General features: G+C 60.4%; 7 protein-coding genes. All 7 read right to left on the minus strand.

Features of this window, described 5'->3' with window-relative positions; genetic code table 11:
• Positions 1-136 precede the first annotated feature (136 nt).
• The 7 genes from ASB66_RS19910 to ASB66_RS19940 all read right to left on the minus strand — a co-directional run bounded on the left by ASB66_RS19910 (position 137) and on the right by ASB66_RS19940 (position 16801).
• Positions 137-1009, minus strand: a complete 873-nt coding sequence (locus tag ASB66_RS19910) for a ferric iron reductase (RefSeq protein WP_060720004.1) — start codon at positions 1007-1009, stop codon at positions 137-139.
• Positions 1010-1019: 10 nt separating this feature from the next.
• Positions 1020-1772, minus strand: a complete 753-nt coding sequence (locus ASB66_RS19915) for a thioesterase II family protein (protein ID WP_081089193.1) — start codon at positions 1770-1772, stop codon at positions 1020-1022.
• Entirely contained in the window at positions 1769-3460 is a 1692-nt protein-coding gene (locus ASB66_RS19920; protein WP_060720006.1) for a condensation domain-containing protein, read from the minus strand. The genes ASB66_RS19915 and ASB66_RS19920 overlap by 4 nt, the downstream gene beginning before the upstream one ends.
• A gap of 7 nt (positions 3461-3467) precedes the next feature.
• On the minus strand, positions 3468-11189 hold the full coding sequence (locus tag ASB66_RS19925; protein ID WP_114386889.1) for a non-ribosomal peptide synthetase: 7722 nt from the start codon (positions 11187-11189) through the stop codon (positions 3468-3470).
• Positions 11186-15598: a type I polyketide synthase gene (locus ASB66_RS19930; RefSeq protein WP_060720008.1), complete on the minus strand. Its 4413-nt coding sequence runs from the start codon at positions 15596-15598 to the stop codon at positions 11186-11188. The genes ASB66_RS19925 and ASB66_RS19930 overlap by 4 nt, the downstream gene beginning before the upstream one ends.
• A gap of 67 nt (positions 15599-15665) precedes the next feature.
• A complete protein-coding gene (locus ASB66_RS19935) occupies positions 15666-16226 on the minus strand; it encodes a hypothetical protein (protein ID WP_060720009.1) in 561 nt (186 codons plus the stop codon).
• Positions 16223-16801, minus strand: coding sequence for a hypothetical protein (locus tag ASB66_RS19940; protein ID WP_060720010.1), 579 nt, complete (start codon positions 16799-16801; stop codon positions 16223-16225). The genes ASB66_RS19935 and ASB66_RS19940 overlap by 4 nt, the downstream gene beginning before the upstream one ends.

Genomic DNA, 16801 nt, shown 5'->3' on the forward strand with positions numbered 1-16801 from the left:
AAACTCTCCGGTACTCAAGGCTTTTCAGCCCACCGTAAGGAGCAACTCCACATTGTGCTCGGGAGGTAGACGATTGCTTTTCCCGGTTTGGGACTCCGATCGTTAAAAAAAATCGATAAGGCAGTCAGGTTCAATTTTAGCCTGACAGACTCTCATCAGCGACGCCGAGATGTTGACGCATGGCCAGGCGCAACTCTTCGTCCCGTTCTGCAGGTGCCTTCAGGACGCAGGTCGGACAGTATTCTCCGCCCTTCACGAGGTAAAATCGACAGCAGCCGCCGCGTTGACGGAAGGTGTATGAAAATTCCTGCTGGTTTTTGTCGAGTACACTCAGATCGAAATAGTGGAGCTGACGGTTGGCAAGCGGCGAACCGGGCACTTTGAGGATCTGCATTGCAGATGCCTTGGCCGCCTCGACTCTGGCGAAACGGCGGCCGGAATCGAGAAAGCGACCGGCAATCGCATCAGCGGCGAGCCGCCAGAGCGCCGAGCGAGAAAGGCGCGTGCGCGCGTGGATCGCGTCGATGACGGGGCGAAAATGCCGCTCTATTTCGGCCCGGAACCGTTCTTCGGCAGCGGTGTCGCCCAATTGGCCCTGCCAGAATGTCTCTTCGAGGAAACGGACATGGGCGCGTCGCACCCGGTGCGTCTCCCCCTCATGTTGCTCTTGCGTCGTGTAGAATGAAAGAGCGACGCAGGCCGGTGATAGGTTAGGAATGAGGCCAAAACCAGCGAAGATCGGCACAGTAGCGGCGGCCAGAATGTAGCCGTAGTCGGTCATCAACAGCGCCGCAGCCGTCTTGATGTCGGTGCCTTCGTTCAGCGATTGTTCGAAGGCGAGAAATTCGCCAAGCGCCGCATCGTCGGAAAAGAATGCCTCGGTCGTCGTCCATTCTGCGCCAGCCGGACCGATATCCGCACGGACATCCGGCATATAGGCGGCCTGCGCATCAAGGGCGCGGCGGACCAATGCCTCCTCCGATGTTGGTATGTCGATCGCGGCCGTCATCGCTTAACCCTCACGCCTTAGGCGATTTTCGCCAGTTCCGAACCCCAGTTTCTAACCAGAGAGTTGCCAGTCGTGCGGGCAGCGTGTCAAGTACCGGGCGCTCCAGCATATGCGCGCCCGCGACCTGATGCAGGCGCGTGCCGCCTGTCACGAAATCACACCAGGCTGCGGCGGCCTGCCGGTTTACAAAGGCGTCTCCATCAGAGAGGAAAATATGGGCGGGACAATCGAGCGTGCCGCGCGTCGCGTCATGGGTATAGGTCTCGCATATTCTGAAATCATTGCGCAGCACGGGTTCGAAAAGCTCCATGGCGTCGGGATTATTGAGGATTTCAGCGTCTGTTCCGCCGAGATCAATGAGCGCTTGTCGAAAGGCAGCGGCTTCCATCGTGTGGAACGGCTCTCGCTCATAGACCATACGGTCCGGCGCATTGCAGCCGAGCGCGAAAAACACTTCCGGCATCCGCAAACCCGCTCCCAAGAAGCGCCGGGCGATTTCATAGCCGAGGAGAGCACCCATCGAATAGCCGAAAATCGCATACCGCCCGCCGATATATGGCTCAAGCTCAACGGCCAGCTGATCGGCAAGCGCATCAATTGACCTCGGTGCCGGTTCGCTATAGCGCGCTTCGCGGCCCGGCAGTGCGACCGGATGCACCGTCATCGTGCTCGGCGCGGTTTGTACCCAGTTGCGGAAAAGCCCGGCCCCGGTGCCTGCTGGCGGCAGGCAAAGAAGCACGGGGCGTGATGGCGTTATAGTCATATGTCAATCTCGATATGGTCTGTGGTCTGGGATTCCTGCGGGCGAAGGCTGTCGATATAGGCCGCAAGTTCCGCAAGGACGGGGTGCTCAAACAGGACGCGCATTGGCACCGGAACGCAAAACGCGCCGCGAAGTCGGCTGGCGACGCGCACGGCCAGCAGCGAATGGCCGCCAAGCTCAAAGAAGTTAGCCTGCCCATCAAGGGGACCACATTTGAGCACCTCCGTCCAGATTTGCGCCAGTGTGATTTCAGTCGCGGAAGGCGTTGCGGATGTCGGGATGCCCGATACTGCCTGTTTCAGTGGCATCAAATGGGTGCTGTCCCCAGAACCGCCTTCAGAGAGACCGCCGACCGCCATCGCCGAAGGCAGTTCATCCAGAATTGCGCACACATCTGTGGTGGATGAGCGGATCATGATGGAGATAATATCAACCAGTCGTTCAAGCAGATCTGCTGCGGTCTCAGATGCGAGCATGTCGCGGCTGAAACCGGCCATCAGCGTCAGGCCCGTCGGGTGCGGTGTTGCCCAGAGCGTGAGCGGAAAATGGGTTCGCTCGTCAAAGTCGATGCCTTCAGTTTTGAGCAGTGCAGGCGCATCCGTCCGCTTCGCCTGCGCCGGGAAATTCTCAACAACGAGCAGCGTGTCGAAAAGCGAAACGCCTGGGCCTTGGATAGCGGCGAGGGGTACATGGTCGTGCTCGCCCGTTTCGGCATGGGCTTTCTGAATGGTCGCAAGCCAGTCCGAGACGGATTGGCCCTCATCGAGGCGGACACGCACGGGCAGCGTGTTGATGAAGAGGCCGATCATCGTCGTCGCGCCCTCCAGCGTCGCCGGGCGCCCGGCTGTCGTTGTGCCGAAAATCAGATCACGGCTGCCGGTCTGGCGTGCAATCAGCAAACTCAACGCGCCTTGCAGCAGTGTGTTGAGCGTCAGCCCATGGGCGGCACCATAGGCCAGCACGGCCTCATGCAGTGGCTTTGGGACTTCCCGGCAGAGCCGCTCGAACTGGCCTGTCGCTTCCCCTGCCAGAAGCCGGGTTGTGCCCGCAAAACCCTGAAGTCGATCCTGCCAGAAGCGAAGCGACACGGCCCGCTCGCGTTTTTTAAGCCAACCGATGTAATCGCCGTAAGGGCGGGCGGGCGGAAGGGCTGGCTCGGCCTTGCCTGTTGCGCGTCGGTAGAGCGAGAGCACTTCGTCGAGCAATTGACGGATCGACCAGCCGTCGAGGATGATATGATGGTAGCAGACAACCATGATCGACTGGTCTTGTCCGGTTCGAATCCATTGGACCCGGATCAGAGGCGGACGGCGCAGGTCAAACGGCTCGGCCCTGTTGGCGGAAAACAGCGCTTGCAGCCGTTCACGCTCACTAGCAGCATCGCTGCCGGTCCAGTCGAGCCTATTGAATGTCACCGCAAGGCTGCGGAAGGCGATCTGGAATGGCTCGTCGCGCTCCTCCCAGAAGAACCCCGAACGCAGGATCGGATGGCGGTCGATTGCGCCTTGCCACGCCGCCTTCAGAGCGTCCGCATCGACGTGTCCGGTGATGCGCAGCGCCGTTTGCGGCATGTAGAGGCCGTCGCCGGGGGAAGACACCGAATGAAAAAGGATGCCCTCCTGCATCGGGGCAAGCGGATAGATGTCGGCAATGTTGTTGCGCTCAAAGCGCTGGCTCGCATTCTGCATGGTGTCCTCAGAGATTGCGCAGGATGGCTTCGAGGTCATCCTGATCAAGTGTCATGTGCTTGAAGTCCGCAGGTGTATAGCCGGCTTCGGTTGAAGTCAGGCAGAAATCGACTAGGCTTTCGAGATGGTTTTGCAGCCCCGCTGCGAGTGTTTCGATTGTCTGCCGATCGTGAACCTGCCGGGAATAGGCAAGGCGAATGCGCAAATGCCCGCCGCTGATGATTGCATTGATGTCAAGCAGCACCCCGCGCGGATTGCCAGCACCTCGCGGATCACCCGCCGGTTCAGTTGCGCGTGACAGCAACGCATCGCCGGAAAACAGCGTGTCCGTCTGACCAAGATAGTTGAAGCGGATCTCGGCGATATCCTCCAGCCGTGGCAATGCCACGCCCTTCAGATATTTCAGGACGCCATAGCCGATGCCATCGTTCGCAACACGGCGGAGGCTTTCCTTGACCGAGAGCAAAGTGGTTCGGGTGTCGCGCCCGGTGACATCGAAGAGAACGGAATAAAGGCCTGTGAACCAGCCGACGGTGCGGCTCAGATCGACGCCTTCGAACAGGTCTGCCCGGCCATGACTTTCAAGGATCAGCCGGAGCCTGTCGTGTCCGGTCCAATCGCGGATTGCATTATAAAGTGCCGCAAGCATGACTTCTTCGGCATCGATTGGATAGCAGGACGGCACGTCCCGGAGAAGGCGTCCGGTGAGGTCAGGATCGATTGTCAGATCAATGATCTCAGTGTCGCCAGCGCAATTGCTGCCCGAACGGTCCGTGGGGATCGCTGCGGTCTTGGCCTCGGTCATCGTGCGCCAATGGTCCTTTTCACCATCGAACACCGCGCTGTCTTTCAGCCTGCGCACCCAGCTATCAATGCCTGTTGTTCTGGGCGGCAAGTTCATCTCAAGGCCGGCTTCGCCAGCTGCGAGGCATGTTTGAAGGTCATCAAGCAGGATGCGCCATGAGACGCCGTCGATCACGAGATGATGCGCTGCGATCAGCAGCCGTTGCTCACACCCGTCGATGGTCACAAGCGTGGCACCCCAGAGCGGGCCTTCGGCGAGATTGAAGCGGCGTTGCAGCGCATTCGCTTCGCGAGAAAGCACGGCATCGGCTTCGGTTGCCGTACAACGGGTGGAACGCAGCGGCGGCGCTCCTTCGGCTTCCGTCACGACCTGACGCCACTGTCCGTTTTGCTGGAAGAAACGACCGCGCAGCGCATCATGGGTCTGGTGGAGAAGGTCCATGGCGTTTTGAAGCGTCTTCTCATTGATCACTCTGCCGGGTTTCAGCACCAATGCCTGATTCCAATGGGCCATATCAGGGTAATTCTGCTCAAAAAACCAGTGCTGTGCCGGGCCAAGCGGAATGTCTCCGCGCATCGGTCTCGCCTCGGGCAATTCTGTCGCCAGATCGGAGACGGATGCGGCAAGGGCTGCAAGCGTTGAATATTGGAAAATATCGCGTGGCTTGATGGCAATGCCAACGCGGCGGGCGGCAGCCACGACCTGAATAGCGAGGATTGAATCTCCGCCGAGCGCGAAGAAGTTGTCGTTGCGTCCAATCGCTTCGCGTCCAAGAAGTTTCGCCCAGATCGCGGCGATTTTCTCTTCATAGCCGTGGTGCGGTGTCTGGTCTTCTGCGACCGTCGTGGATTCATCCGATGGGTCGGGCAGCGCCTTGCGGTCGAGCTTGCCGTTCGGCAGGCGCGGGAGCTTGTCCAGCATCGCAAAAAACGTCGGCACCAGATGGCGCGGCAGTTCTCGGCTCAGATGGGCAGAGAGCGCCGCCTTACCGACAGGTGCCGCCACCTCAATCCAGGCGGCGAGGCGGGCATAGCCGGTATTGTCCCGCCAGGCATCGACGGCAGCACCTGTCACGCCCGGATAGCGCATCAGCACGGCCTCGACCTCGCCCGGTTCGATCCGAAAACCGCTGATCTTCATCTGGCGGTCGGCGCGGCCGAGATAATCGATATTGCCGTCGGCCAGCCGACGAACGCGGTCGCCGGTCTTGTAGAGCACAGGGGCTTGGCCAGCCCTGTCAAACGGGTTCGGCAAGAAGCGCTCCGCCGTCAGATCCGGGCGATTGTGATAGCCGCGTGCGATACCCTCGCCCGCCAGATAAAGCTCGCCCGGCATACCGATTGGCACTTCATTGAGCGCTGCGTCAAGAACATGGGCGGTGGTGTTGGTGATGGGCTTGCCGATATGGATGGGCAGCCCCGCGTCATCGATCCGGCATCCCGTGGAATAGGTTGTGTCCTCGGAGGGACCATAGAGATTGTAAAGCGCCTCGACCTGTCCAGTGTCCAGAATCGCGCGTGCTAGGCTCGGTGGCAGCGGTTCGCCCGCAAGGCAGACCGTCTTTGCCTTAGCGGGCAACGGGCCAAACCGCATGAGTTCGGTCATCGGGGTCGGCACGGTGTTGATGAACGTGACCTCGTTTGCGAATTCTGCGTCCGGCAGTTCGAAAAGATCGTCAACGATGAAGATTCGCCCACCGGCGGCGAGCGTCACAAAAATTTCGAAGATGGAGAGGTCGAAGCAGACCGATGTTGACGCCAGCATTCCGACAAAGCTTTCCGCCGGGAACGTGTCGAGCGCCCAGTGTGTGAAGGCAACTGCATTGCGATGTTCGATTGCAACCCCCTTTGGCAGCCCTGTTGAGCCGGAGGTGTAGATGAGATAGGCGAGGTCGCTGCCTTCGGTCGTATGGGGGAGAGGGGCCCCGGAGACGGCCTGCGTTCCGTTCCAGATGGTGGTCGGATCGAGCGTTCGGATGTCGGCGAAGTCATCGCGCTCCTCCTGCGTCAAAAGCAGGGAGAGGCTTGCGTCCTTTGCGACAAAGGCGATCCGTTCCGCCGGATATTTGGGATCGAGCGGCACATAGGCAGCGCCCGTCTTCAAGACGGCAAGAATCGAAGCAATGAGGTCGATGGTACGTTCAAGGCAAATACCGACGGCACTGCCGCGTCCGATGCCAAGGGAGGCGAGATGCCGGGCGAGCGCCTCCGCTTGCCGATCAAGCTCTGCATAGGTGGCGCTCCTGTTCCGATCAGTCACGGCAATGGCATCTGGTGTGCGCTCGGTTGAACGCGCAAAGAAACCATGCAGGCTTGCTGGCACCGCATCATAGGTCTTTGCCGTCGCGTTCCAAGCGGCGATCTGCTGGCGCTGGCGCTCGGGCAGTCCGTCTATTTCGACCTGTGCTCGCTCAGGGGCCGATAGAAGAGCCTCGACCAAGGCCGTGAAAGCCTCTGCCATGTGGTGGATCGTCTCTTGGCGGAAGAGATCGCTGCGATAGATCAAGGTGCCGGAAAACTGATCGCCGCGATGGCGCAGATCCAGCGTCAGATCGACCTTCGACGTTTCCTGTGCGAGCACCACCGGGGTAACCGTCAGGCCATCGGGGCATGGGCTATGCGGCTCGTCGGCTTGCCAGGTGACCATCACTTGGAACACGGGATTGTGGCTCCAGCTTCGCTCGACTGAGAGGGCATCGACCACGCATTCAAACGGCGCGTCCTGATGGCGGAAGGCATCCAGAACGAGCAAACGTGTGGCCGCGACTTGCTGTTCGAAGCTTGTTGCAGCATCATGCGTCAGTTTCAGCGCCAGCGTGTTGACGAACAGCCCGATGACATCCTCCAGCGCGCGGTTTGGCCGCTCGGATACCGGGGTTCCGATGACGACATCGGACGCGCCGGAATAACGCGATAGCAGGGTCGAAAAGGCCGAGAGAAGCACCATGAAAGGTGTGGCGTCCCGTTCATGGGCAAAATTGACCAGACGGGCCGTTAGCGCATGATCGAGATGGAATGGAATGCTCCCGCCCTTGAACTCTTGGCGCGCACCGCGTGGAAAATCCGTCGGCAGTTCCAGAAGCGGGGGGGCATGTTCCAGCAGGCGGCGCCAATAGTCGATCTGCTCGCCCAGCGGCTGCTTTCGCTGCCAAGCGGCAAAATCACCATAGGTCAGGGTAAGCGGTGGAAGGTCTGCCACTTTGCCCTGTCGGCCAGCATCATAGAACCGCGTCAGATCCCGCAGCATCAGCTGAAGCGATTGCGCATCCGAGACAATGTGGTGGAGTGCTACGAAAACAACATGCTCGTCAGTGGAGAGACGGAAAATCCGGGCGCGGAAGAGCGGACCCGTCGCCATGTCGAACGGCTGCCTGCATGCAGCGGCAAGCGCCTCTGGCAGGGTGGCCTCATTCACATCTACGATTGCGATGTCTGGAATGTCGGTCGCACCGATCTCGACAGCAGGTTGGCCATCGCGATTGACGATCCGCGTGCGCAATGCCGGATGGCGTGCGGTAAGGGCTGTGAACGCGTGTTGCAGCACTTCCAGATCAAGCGCGCCATGAAAGCGGATTGCGGCGGGAACCGTGTAGGCGGCACTGTCTGGCTCCAGCTCGGCCAATGTCCAAAGCCGTTGCTGGGCAAAGGACAGAGGTATCGGCGCACCATCCGGGAGGGCATCGATGGCGCTTAAAGGTGCCGCCATCGGTGTCTCGTCACGCGCAAGGGCGGCGGCGAAATCCCTGAGGCGGGGAAACTCAAACAGTTTTCGCAACACGGCATTTGTCGGAAGCGATGACGACAGCCGGGCAATCATGCGCATGGCCAGCAGCGAGTGACCGCCAAGCCGGAAGAAATTGTCATCCCGGCTGATCGAATCGATGGCCAGCACATCGGCCCATGCATCAGCGACACGCTGTTCCGTTTCGGTCTCTGGCGGGCTGGACCCGGTGGCGACTGTTGCGGCCAGCGATGGCAGTGCTGCGCGATCAATCTTGCCGTTCGGCTGCTGTGGCAGGCGCGGCAAGAAGCACCAGAGCGTCGGCACCATATGCACAGGGAGGATATCGGACAGCGCCCGGCGCAGCTCGGTTTCGTCAAGTCTTACGCCGTCTTGGGGTTCGATGAAGGCGGCAAGCTGCCGATCAGTGCCTTGCGTGACAGCCACAACCGCCTTTTCGACGCCGGTAATCTGTTCGAGATTGTGCTCGATCTCGCCTGTTTCAATGCGCAAGCCGCGCACTTTGACCTGATGGTCAAGCCGCCCGCAAAATTCCAGATTGCCATCGGCCCGGCGGCGGATGCGATCCCCGGTCCGGTAAAGACGGGAGCCGGGTTCACTCGAGAACGGGTTGGCAATGAACCGCTCAGCGGTTTGCTCAGGTCGGCCAAAATAGCCGCGTGCAAGGCCCGTACCGCCGAGATAAAGCTCGCCGGAAAGACCCGGCGGGCGAAGGCGGCCAGTGCGGTCGAGAATATAGGCTTGCGTGTTTGGCAATGGCTTGCCGATGGGTACGACGCCGCCCTGATAATGATCGCCCTGTAACGGGACTTCCGTTGAAAAGCAGGTATCCTCGGAAGGGCCGTAGAGATTGAGGATACGCAGGTTCGGATAATCGCGTTTCAGGATGGCGACAAGCGCTGCTGGCAATGGCTCGCCGCAGAAGGTTGCAGTCTGCACGCTGTTTGGCAATCTGTGTTCTTGCAACAGTTCTTGCAGGAGGCTGGGGACCGTATTGATGAAAGTCACATCAACCTTGGCGGCAAGCTGCGGCAGTGCCAGAAAATGATCTGCGACAACGAGCGTGCCGCCGAGGACGAGGGGCGCATAAAGCTCAAAAATCGACAGGTCGAAGCTGATCGAGGTTGGCACCAGCATGCGCGCCACCTCTTCGCGGGTGAACCGCTCCCGCGCCCAATACATGAAGGTGACGACAGAGCGATGTTCTATCGCGACACCCTTGGGTCTGCCCGTCGAGCCGGATGTGTAGATGATGTAGGCGAGATGGTTCGGTGAAACTGTGGGCGGCACCTCCAGTCGGATGTCCGGCAATGTCGTGACGTCAACGAGGGTTTGCGCCTGCGTGACAAAGGATGGGCGGTGATCAGTGAGCAGGATGGTAATCCCGCTATCCTCGGCAATGAAGGCGAGGCGGCTTGGTGGATAATCGGCATCGAGCGGCACATAGGCCGCACCTGCACGCATGATGCCAAGGATACCTGCGATCATCCGGGGTGAGCGGCGCATGCAAATGCCCACCCGGTCGCCGGGTTTCACACCAGCGGCCACCAGACTTGCGGCAATGCGCGAAGACTGCGCTTCGAGGTCGCGGTAGGACCAGGTGAGGTCGCCATCGGTCACCGCGTCCGCATCCGGCGTTTGCTCGACCTGTTTCAGGAAGAGATCATGCAGGCATTCGTCCACCGGATAATCCCGCACTGGACCGGAACCGGAAGCGATGATGGCCGCTTCTTCCTCAGGTTTCAGCAGAGAAAGTGTGGAGAGCCGCCGCGAGGGGTCGCGCACCACAAGCTCCAGCAGGCGCTCAAAACGGGCAAGCATAGAGGCGATGGTGCTCTCATTGAAAATCTGGCTCGAATATTCGATCTTGCCCTTGATGTCCGGCTGGTCGTCTTCGAGGTTGAAGCGCAAGTCATATTTTGTTGCCACTTCGCGTAGCGGATAGGGTTCAATCGTCAGTCCATGCAGGCCCGGCGGCGGGGCAATGCTGTGCTGAATGTCGAATTTCACGTTGAAGAGCGGGTTCAGGTCCGAGAGCGAGCGCTCTGGATTGATCGCTTCGACAAGGCGCTCGAACGGAATATCTTGATGGGCAAGGCCACGGCGCACAGCATCGGCTACCTTCTGGAGCAGGCCCGTGAAGGCCGGATCGCCGGACAGGTCGTTGCGGAAGACGAGCGTATTGACCAGCGGCCCCATCATGGTTTGTGTCTCGGGCCGGTCTCGGTTGGCAACCTCGCTGCCAAGGATGATATCGTCGCTGTCGGTATAGAGATGCAAGAGCACGTTGAAGGCGGCAAGCAGCAATGTGAACAGGCTGACATTCTGCTCGGCAGCAAGTGCGCGCAGCCTGAGCGACAATGCCCGGTCGATCAGAACGGGAAGATGCGCGCCGCTAAAGCTCGCGCTCAAGCTGTGTGGCCGATCCAATGGCAATTCCAGTACGGGCAGCTCGCCCGCAAGGCTTTCTGTCCAGTAGGCGAGCTGGTTGGCAAGGGCGGGTCCGTCCAGTAAATCGCGCTGCCAGAGCGTCCAATCGGCAAACTGCACCGGAAGGGGCGCGAGTGTTGCTGCTGTTCCTGTGGCTTCGGCATGGTAGAGCGTTGAGAGATCACGGGCAAAGACACCCATCGACCAGCGGTCGCTGATGATATGATGCATGCCGAGCGCCAGCACATGCTCGTCATCGTTTATTGCAACCAGCGTCGCGCGGATCGGCGGGCGGGTGAGATCATAGGGCGTCTCGACAAATGCTTTGAGCTGAAGACGGGCTTCCTTTTCCGGCTCTGGATGCTGTCGGCAATCGTGATAGCCAATATCAGCCGCGCCGGATGCCTCGACGATTTGCTGCGGCTGGCCATCCTCGCCCATCGTAAATCGCGTTCGCAGGGGTTCGTGCCGAGCAATCAGGGCGGCATAGGCGCGAGACAGGGCTGCGCGATCGAGCGGGCCTTTCAGCCGAAGTGCGAGGTTCATGTTATAGGCAACGGTGCCGGGTTCCAGCTGCTGCATGAACCAGAGGCGTTTTTGCGCCGATGACAGCGGAACCGCAGCCTCACGATCCGCCCGAGGCTGGATGCCGGAGGGGGCGGGAACCGTGATGCCCTGTGCTTTCAGCTTCTGTTCCAGCAGCGCCCGCCGCTCTGGCGAAAGCCCGGCGATCTTTGCGAAAAGTTCGTTCATTGTGCATTTCCTCCGGCGAGAAGCCTGCTCACATCGGCGTCGGACAGGGTGTCAACCTCGTTGAGAAGATCGGCGAGGGCAGAAAGGTCGGTCTTCTGCGTCATGCGCTCCAAAATCGATTGGGCGATGGCCGCAGCTGTCGGATTGTCAAAAAGCAGCTCGCGCATGGCAATATCGACGGGGAAGGCCTCCCGAAGTTTGGCAACGGCGCGGATGGCGAGCAGGGAATGGCCGCCGAGTTCATAAAAGCCGTCATCGGCCCCGATGGGTGACAGGCCAAGGATCTCTTCGAAAATGCCGATGATCCTCGCTTCGGTGTCATTGCCCGGCTTGCGGTAGGCGACACTGAGTGCGGGGCGTCCACGCCCGCCATCATTGGCGGCTGGTTCTTGCGCGTCGATGTCGGACGCGACCGGGGGAATGGCCCCACCCGAAAGCATGGTCTGTCCGGTTGCGCCGTTTTCAATCAGGCATCGCGTCAGATCCCATGCGGCCTCCGTCGATATCGCGAAGGCGTTCGCACGGCCCGTTGCCTGCAAGGTGGTGCCGGGATTTGCCTCGATCAGTGGATAGCCAATCGCGAACCATGGCGTGGTGCCGTTCTTGTTCTCTTCGGCGACAATCCGGTCGATGGCGTGGTGCGTGGCGGCATAGGCACCAAGGCCAAGCCCGCCAACGAGGGTTGAGAGCGAGGACTGAACGCAGCAAAAGCCGATTTTCCGCTTCGCCACAGCTTCACTGAGCGCATGAACCGGGCGCAGTTTGCTCGCGATATTATAGGCCCAATGGGCATCCGCCAGCTCACCAATCAGCGCGGCGGATTGATGGTTCGACTGCGGCAGGCTCAGAAAGATGCCGTCGATCCGGCCCAGTTCTGCCAAAACATCGTCCAGAGCGCCTTTCAAGGCGGCGGCATCGCCGCAATCGAGCTGCCGTTTGAGACGAGCCGGGTGTTCGAAAGCCGGTGCCGTAGAGTCTTGAAGCAGAGCGACGGCTGCGCCGAGCCCAGACAGAGCATCAACCCAGGTCTTGCCAACGCCATCAACGATATCGCCGATCACCACATAGACGCCGTTCCGCTTGAAATCCGGGCCGCCTTGCGGCACGTCAAACCGTTCCGTTTCCGGCAGCCAGCGATGCGCGCCGCGCAAGGCGAGCACATCGTCTTTCCCCGACAGGGCGTCGCGAATGCGCCTCGCGATATCAACAGGCCGTGCAGCGTCGATGTCGATATGACGGCAATGGAGCGATGGATATTCTTGGGCGATCACCTGAAGAGTGCCCGCAGTCAGAGCCTGCGGAATGTCGAGGTCTTCCAGACCCGTGACATCGGCTGCCGACCGAGTCAGAAGCGTCAGAGTGACCGCGCGGTCGTTCTTTGCCAGTTCCCGCACCAGCGCCAGAAGGGCTTGTGCAGCAGTTTCCGGCGCTTCTTGTGCGTTAGGTGTGAGAGGCCAGCCGAAGACGATATGGTCCGGGCTTGCTCCCCGCTCATCAAGGCTATCAAAAAGGCTGGCGTAGTCTTCGCTCATCGTGGGGCGGAGGCTGAAGCAGCGGAAGTCTGGTTCACTGAAACCGGTGCCGATCATTGCGCGATAGGGTTCAGCACCGCTCCGCTCAAGCTCAGAGGCAAGGATGGAGCCAAGCTGACCATCGTCAAAAACAAGCACGCGGCCCTTCAATCGATTAGGGCTGTGGCTCAATTGCGCACGCCGCCAATTGGTGCGGTAGAGGCCGGGGCCTTCAACCTTCGCGGCCGTCCTCTTGGGCGTGGCAGGCTCGCTATCCGCATCGACCCAGTAACGCTCACTTTGGAACGGATAGGTCGGAAGCCGTACGCGCCGCCGACCAGCCACTTCGGCTGAATCCAGAACGCCGTTCAATTGCCAGAACTGACCGACAGCAGACAAAACCTGCCCTGATTCATCCTTGCCTTCTGCAAGCGTCGCCACAATCCGGCTTGCATCCACGCCCGCCGCAGCGCTCAACGTGCCGAGTGCGCGACCGGGGCCGATTTCTATGAAAACAGGTGCTGCAAGGGATTGCAGCGTGCGTGTTCCGTCCTCGAAGCGGACGGGCTGCAACAGGTGACGCGCCCAATAGTCCGGGTCGGTGGCATCCTGTGCCGTCATCCATGTTCCCGTGACATTGGAAATCACAGGAATTTGCGGCGCCGACAGGCGAACGCCTGCAACGACATCGCGGAACTGTGCCGCAGCATTCGTCATCATCGGCGAATGGAAGGCGTGGGAGGTTTTCAGCAGGCGTGCGGCAATGCCCTTGTCTTTCAGGCGCACTTGTAGGCTTGCGATTGCTTCCACCGGGCCGGAGACAACGCTGACACCGGGTGCATTGGCAGCGGCCAGCGTAATGACCCCGTCAAGCCATGGCGAGATCGGTTCATCCGCATGCATCACCGCGAGCATGGCACCGGGTGCTTGCGCCTGCATCAACCGCCCGCGTGCAACAACGAGTTGAAGCGCTGTTTCGTGGTCGAAGACACCTCCAAGGCAGGCGGCGACATATTCGCCAATGCTGTGGCCATGCAAGGCCACGGGTTTTACGCCGTTGCTCATCAAGGCTTGCGCAAGCGCATATTCAACGGCAAACAGCGCCGGTTGGGCAAATGCCGTGCTGGCAAGGTCATCCGCATTGGAAAACAGGCAGGCTTTGAAGTTGATCCCCATCAGCCGATCCAATTCAGATGCGCAGGCGTCAAAGGGGGTACGAAAGGCTGGCAGGTCGGCGTAAAGCGCCTTGCCCATCGCCGTATACGGGCTGCCCTGACCGGGAAACAGGAAAACAGCTTGCGCTATCTCGCCTGCGGCGGTGCCGATTTGAGAGAGGTTGCGCAGGTTGTTGACAGCCTCTTTGGCATCGCGTGCGATGACGAAGCGGCGCTTGGCAAAATCACGACGGCCATGACGCAGAGTGTGGGCAACATCCGCAAGCGTCGGGGCGGCTGTATGATCTGAGCCTGCGGTAAGGTGTGCTGCGAGGGCCTCGCTGCTGGCTGCAAGCTGCTCCTCGGTTCGTGCCGACAAAAGCAACAGTTCCGGGCCGCTGCCTGCCTTTGATGCCGGGCTGGGTGGGGCCTCTTCCAGCACAACATGGGCATTGGTCCCGCCAATGCCGAAGGAACTTACGCCTGCGCGGCGCGTGCCGATCTGGTTGTCCCAATCGCGCAGACGTTGATTGACGAAGAAGGGGCTGGCTGCGAAATCAATTTGCGGATTCGCATTCTCGTAGTGGAGGCTTGCCGGAATCCGCCGGTTTTTCAGGGCCAACACCGCCTTGATGAAGCCTGCAATACCGGCGGCGGTGTCGAGATGGCCGATATTGGTTTTGACGGAGCCGAGCGCGCAGAAGCCCTGACGCTGCGTATCGCGACGAAACGCCTTGGTCAGTGCTGCAACCTCTATCGGGTCGCCGAGTTTGGTGCCCGTTCCATGGGCCTCGATATAGCCAATGGTGTCAGCGCGCACGCCTGCCATGGCCTGCGCATCGGCGATCACCGCCGCCTGACTATCGACCTGTGGCGCGGTGAAGCTTGCCTTCAACGCACCGTCATTGTTGATCGCAGAGCCAAGGATGACGGCGTCTATCGTATCGCCATCGGCAAGCGCATCTTCCAGCCGTTTCAGAACCACGATGCCCACCCCGCTGCCGGGGACCGTGCCGCTTGAGGCCGCATCAAAAGCGCGGCAATGGCCATCAGGAGACAGGATTCCGCCCTCGCGAGCGCGGTAGCCGGAGGATTGCGACAGTGCAATGCCGCCCGCCAGCGCCATGTCGCAATCGCCGGATAGCAGGCTTTGCGCGGCCATGTGGACGGCAACGAGCGAGGAGGAGCAGGCGGTTTGCACGGTGATGGCCGGGCCTCGCAGGTTCAGCTTGAAGGCTGTACGGGTGGCCAGAAAGTCCTTGTCATTGCCGACGAACAGCTCATAGGGGCTGACGGTCTCGCGGATGCGGCTATTGTCATGCAGGTTGAAGACATAGGTGTTGATGCCAGCGGCAGCGAAAACGCCAATCGGTCCCTTGTGACGATCACCCACATAACCGGCGGCTTCCAACGACTGCCAGGCGCATTCGAGGAAGACACGCTGCTGCGGATCGAGAATTTCAGCCTCGGCAGGGCTATAGCCGAAAAACCCCGCATCGAAGCGATCCGCACCCGGCAGCGGTGTGCTGGCGGCGACAAAATCCGGGAATGCCGCCATTTCCGCAGAGATGCCGCGTTGCTTCAAAACCTCCGGCGAGAGGCGCTCGATGGATTCCACACCATCTACAAGGTTTTGCCAGAAGCGTTCGACATCCGGTGCTCCGGGAAAGCGGCCAGCCATGCCGATCACGGCAATATGATGCCTGTTGTCATCAGAGAGAGGGGCGGCGGACAGGTCATTCATAACAAGGTTCCTTGATCTGTTCTCTTGGGGCGCTCAAAAATTGGGGTCACTCAAGAATTGGGGTCGCTCAGGAATGAAACGGGCAACCTTTGCCCTTGGGGTCGATGAGGCCGAGCCGGCCGCGCTCAAAGCGGCGCAGCGTATCGACGGCATTGCGGTCCTCGAAGCGCAGGCTTCCGCTATCCACGAAGCGCGAGCAGACGCCCGCATGGCTCTCGGCGAGATATTTATAGGCCGCAATAAACTTGGAATGGGCGCTGACGAGCTCATTCGGCAGCGTTTCAAAAATCGGGCGGAGATCCCGCCAGATGCTGATGAGGACGGCATGATCCCACGACATCAGGCCGCTAAAATCGTCCGATTCCACATGCGGCTGGGTCATGGAGGCGCGCACCGTCGCCTCATAGACGTCTTTCGGAAAACTCGTGGCGAGTTCCATGGACGCAGCCGAGGAGACAAGCAGCGTCGAGGCGGTATTAAGCTCCTGCTCGGCAGACGTGAGCTGACCGCGCTCCACCAGCAGCTGGAACCGGCGCAGCGAAACAATGAGCCCCTGAACGTTCAAAAAGAATGCCCAGTGAAACTCCCGCCAGATCGCATAGGGAGAGGGAGGGCTGAGAGCGATCATCGAAGCGGCTCCAGACCGAAGGTCCGGGCGAGCAAATGTGCGTGGCTTTCAAAGCCTTCCATCTGGTGGCGGACGTGGACGACGGGAAGGTCCGGGCTGCGGGCAAAGAGCTGCGTGACGGCGCGCACCGTCTGAATGAGGCTCCGCACCATGGCGACGGCGGGTTCTTCCGCAGACTGACGGTTGACGCGGAAATAGCGATCATAGTCCGTTGCCTGAAAGGGCGTGAGCGGCAGCCCCGTGGTTTCGATTTCCGGCCTTTCGCCTGCCGCCTTGCCCAGCTCAGTCAGCAGCGCGTCCAACTGTGCGGTGATCTGCGGATGGTCAAGCTTCATCGCCTCAAGCAGACCGGAAAGCACGTCATGCATACGGCGTTTCTCGATCTCGCTGAGCGGGGTTTCAGCGGGCAGTCCGTCAGGAAGCGGAAGGTCGAGCCAGCCATCATCGGCTGGTGCCTCCATTGGACCAGATGCCTTGACCTCTTTCAGGGTGATCTGGCCGCGAACCGGGCTTTCGACAGGACGGCTCTCCTCGCGCGCGGCATCCGGGTCGAGGGCGCGTTGATACTGGCTCAA

It is taken from the genome of Gillisella vitis (assembly GCF_001541345.2).
GTDB classification, from domain to species: domain Bacteria; phylum Pseudomonadota; class Alphaproteobacteria; order Rhizobiales; family Rhizobiaceae; genus Allorhizobium; species Allorhizobium vitis.

What these genes read in the sequence shown, in the direction of transcription:
- ASB66_RS19910 (WP_060720004.1), bottom strand. Translation starts at nt 1,009, where the DNA reads ATGACGGCCGCGATCGACATACCAACATCGGAGGAGGCATTGGTCCGC.
- ASB66_RS19915 (WP_081089193.1), bottom strand. Translation starts at nt 1,772, where the DNA reads ATGACTATAACGCCATCACGCCCCGTGCTTCTTTGCCTGCCGCCAGCA.
- ASB66_RS19930 (WP_060720008.1), bottom strand. Translation starts at nt 15,598, where the DNA reads ATGAATGACCTGTCCGCCGCCCCTCTCTCTGATGACAACAGGCATCAT.
- ASB66_RS19920 (WP_060720006.1), bottom strand. Translation starts at nt 3,460, where the DNA reads ATGCAGAATGCGAGCCAGCGCTTTGAGCGCAACAACATTGCCGACATC.
- ASB66_RS19935 (WP_060720009.1), bottom strand. Translation starts at nt 16,226, where the DNA reads ATGATCGCTCTCAGCCCTCCCTCTCCCTATGCGATCTGGCGGGAGTTT.
- ASB66_RS19925 (WP_114386889.1), bottom strand. Translation starts at nt 11,189, where the DNA reads ATGAACGAACTTTTCGCAAAGATCGCCGGGCTTTCGCCAGAGCGGCGG.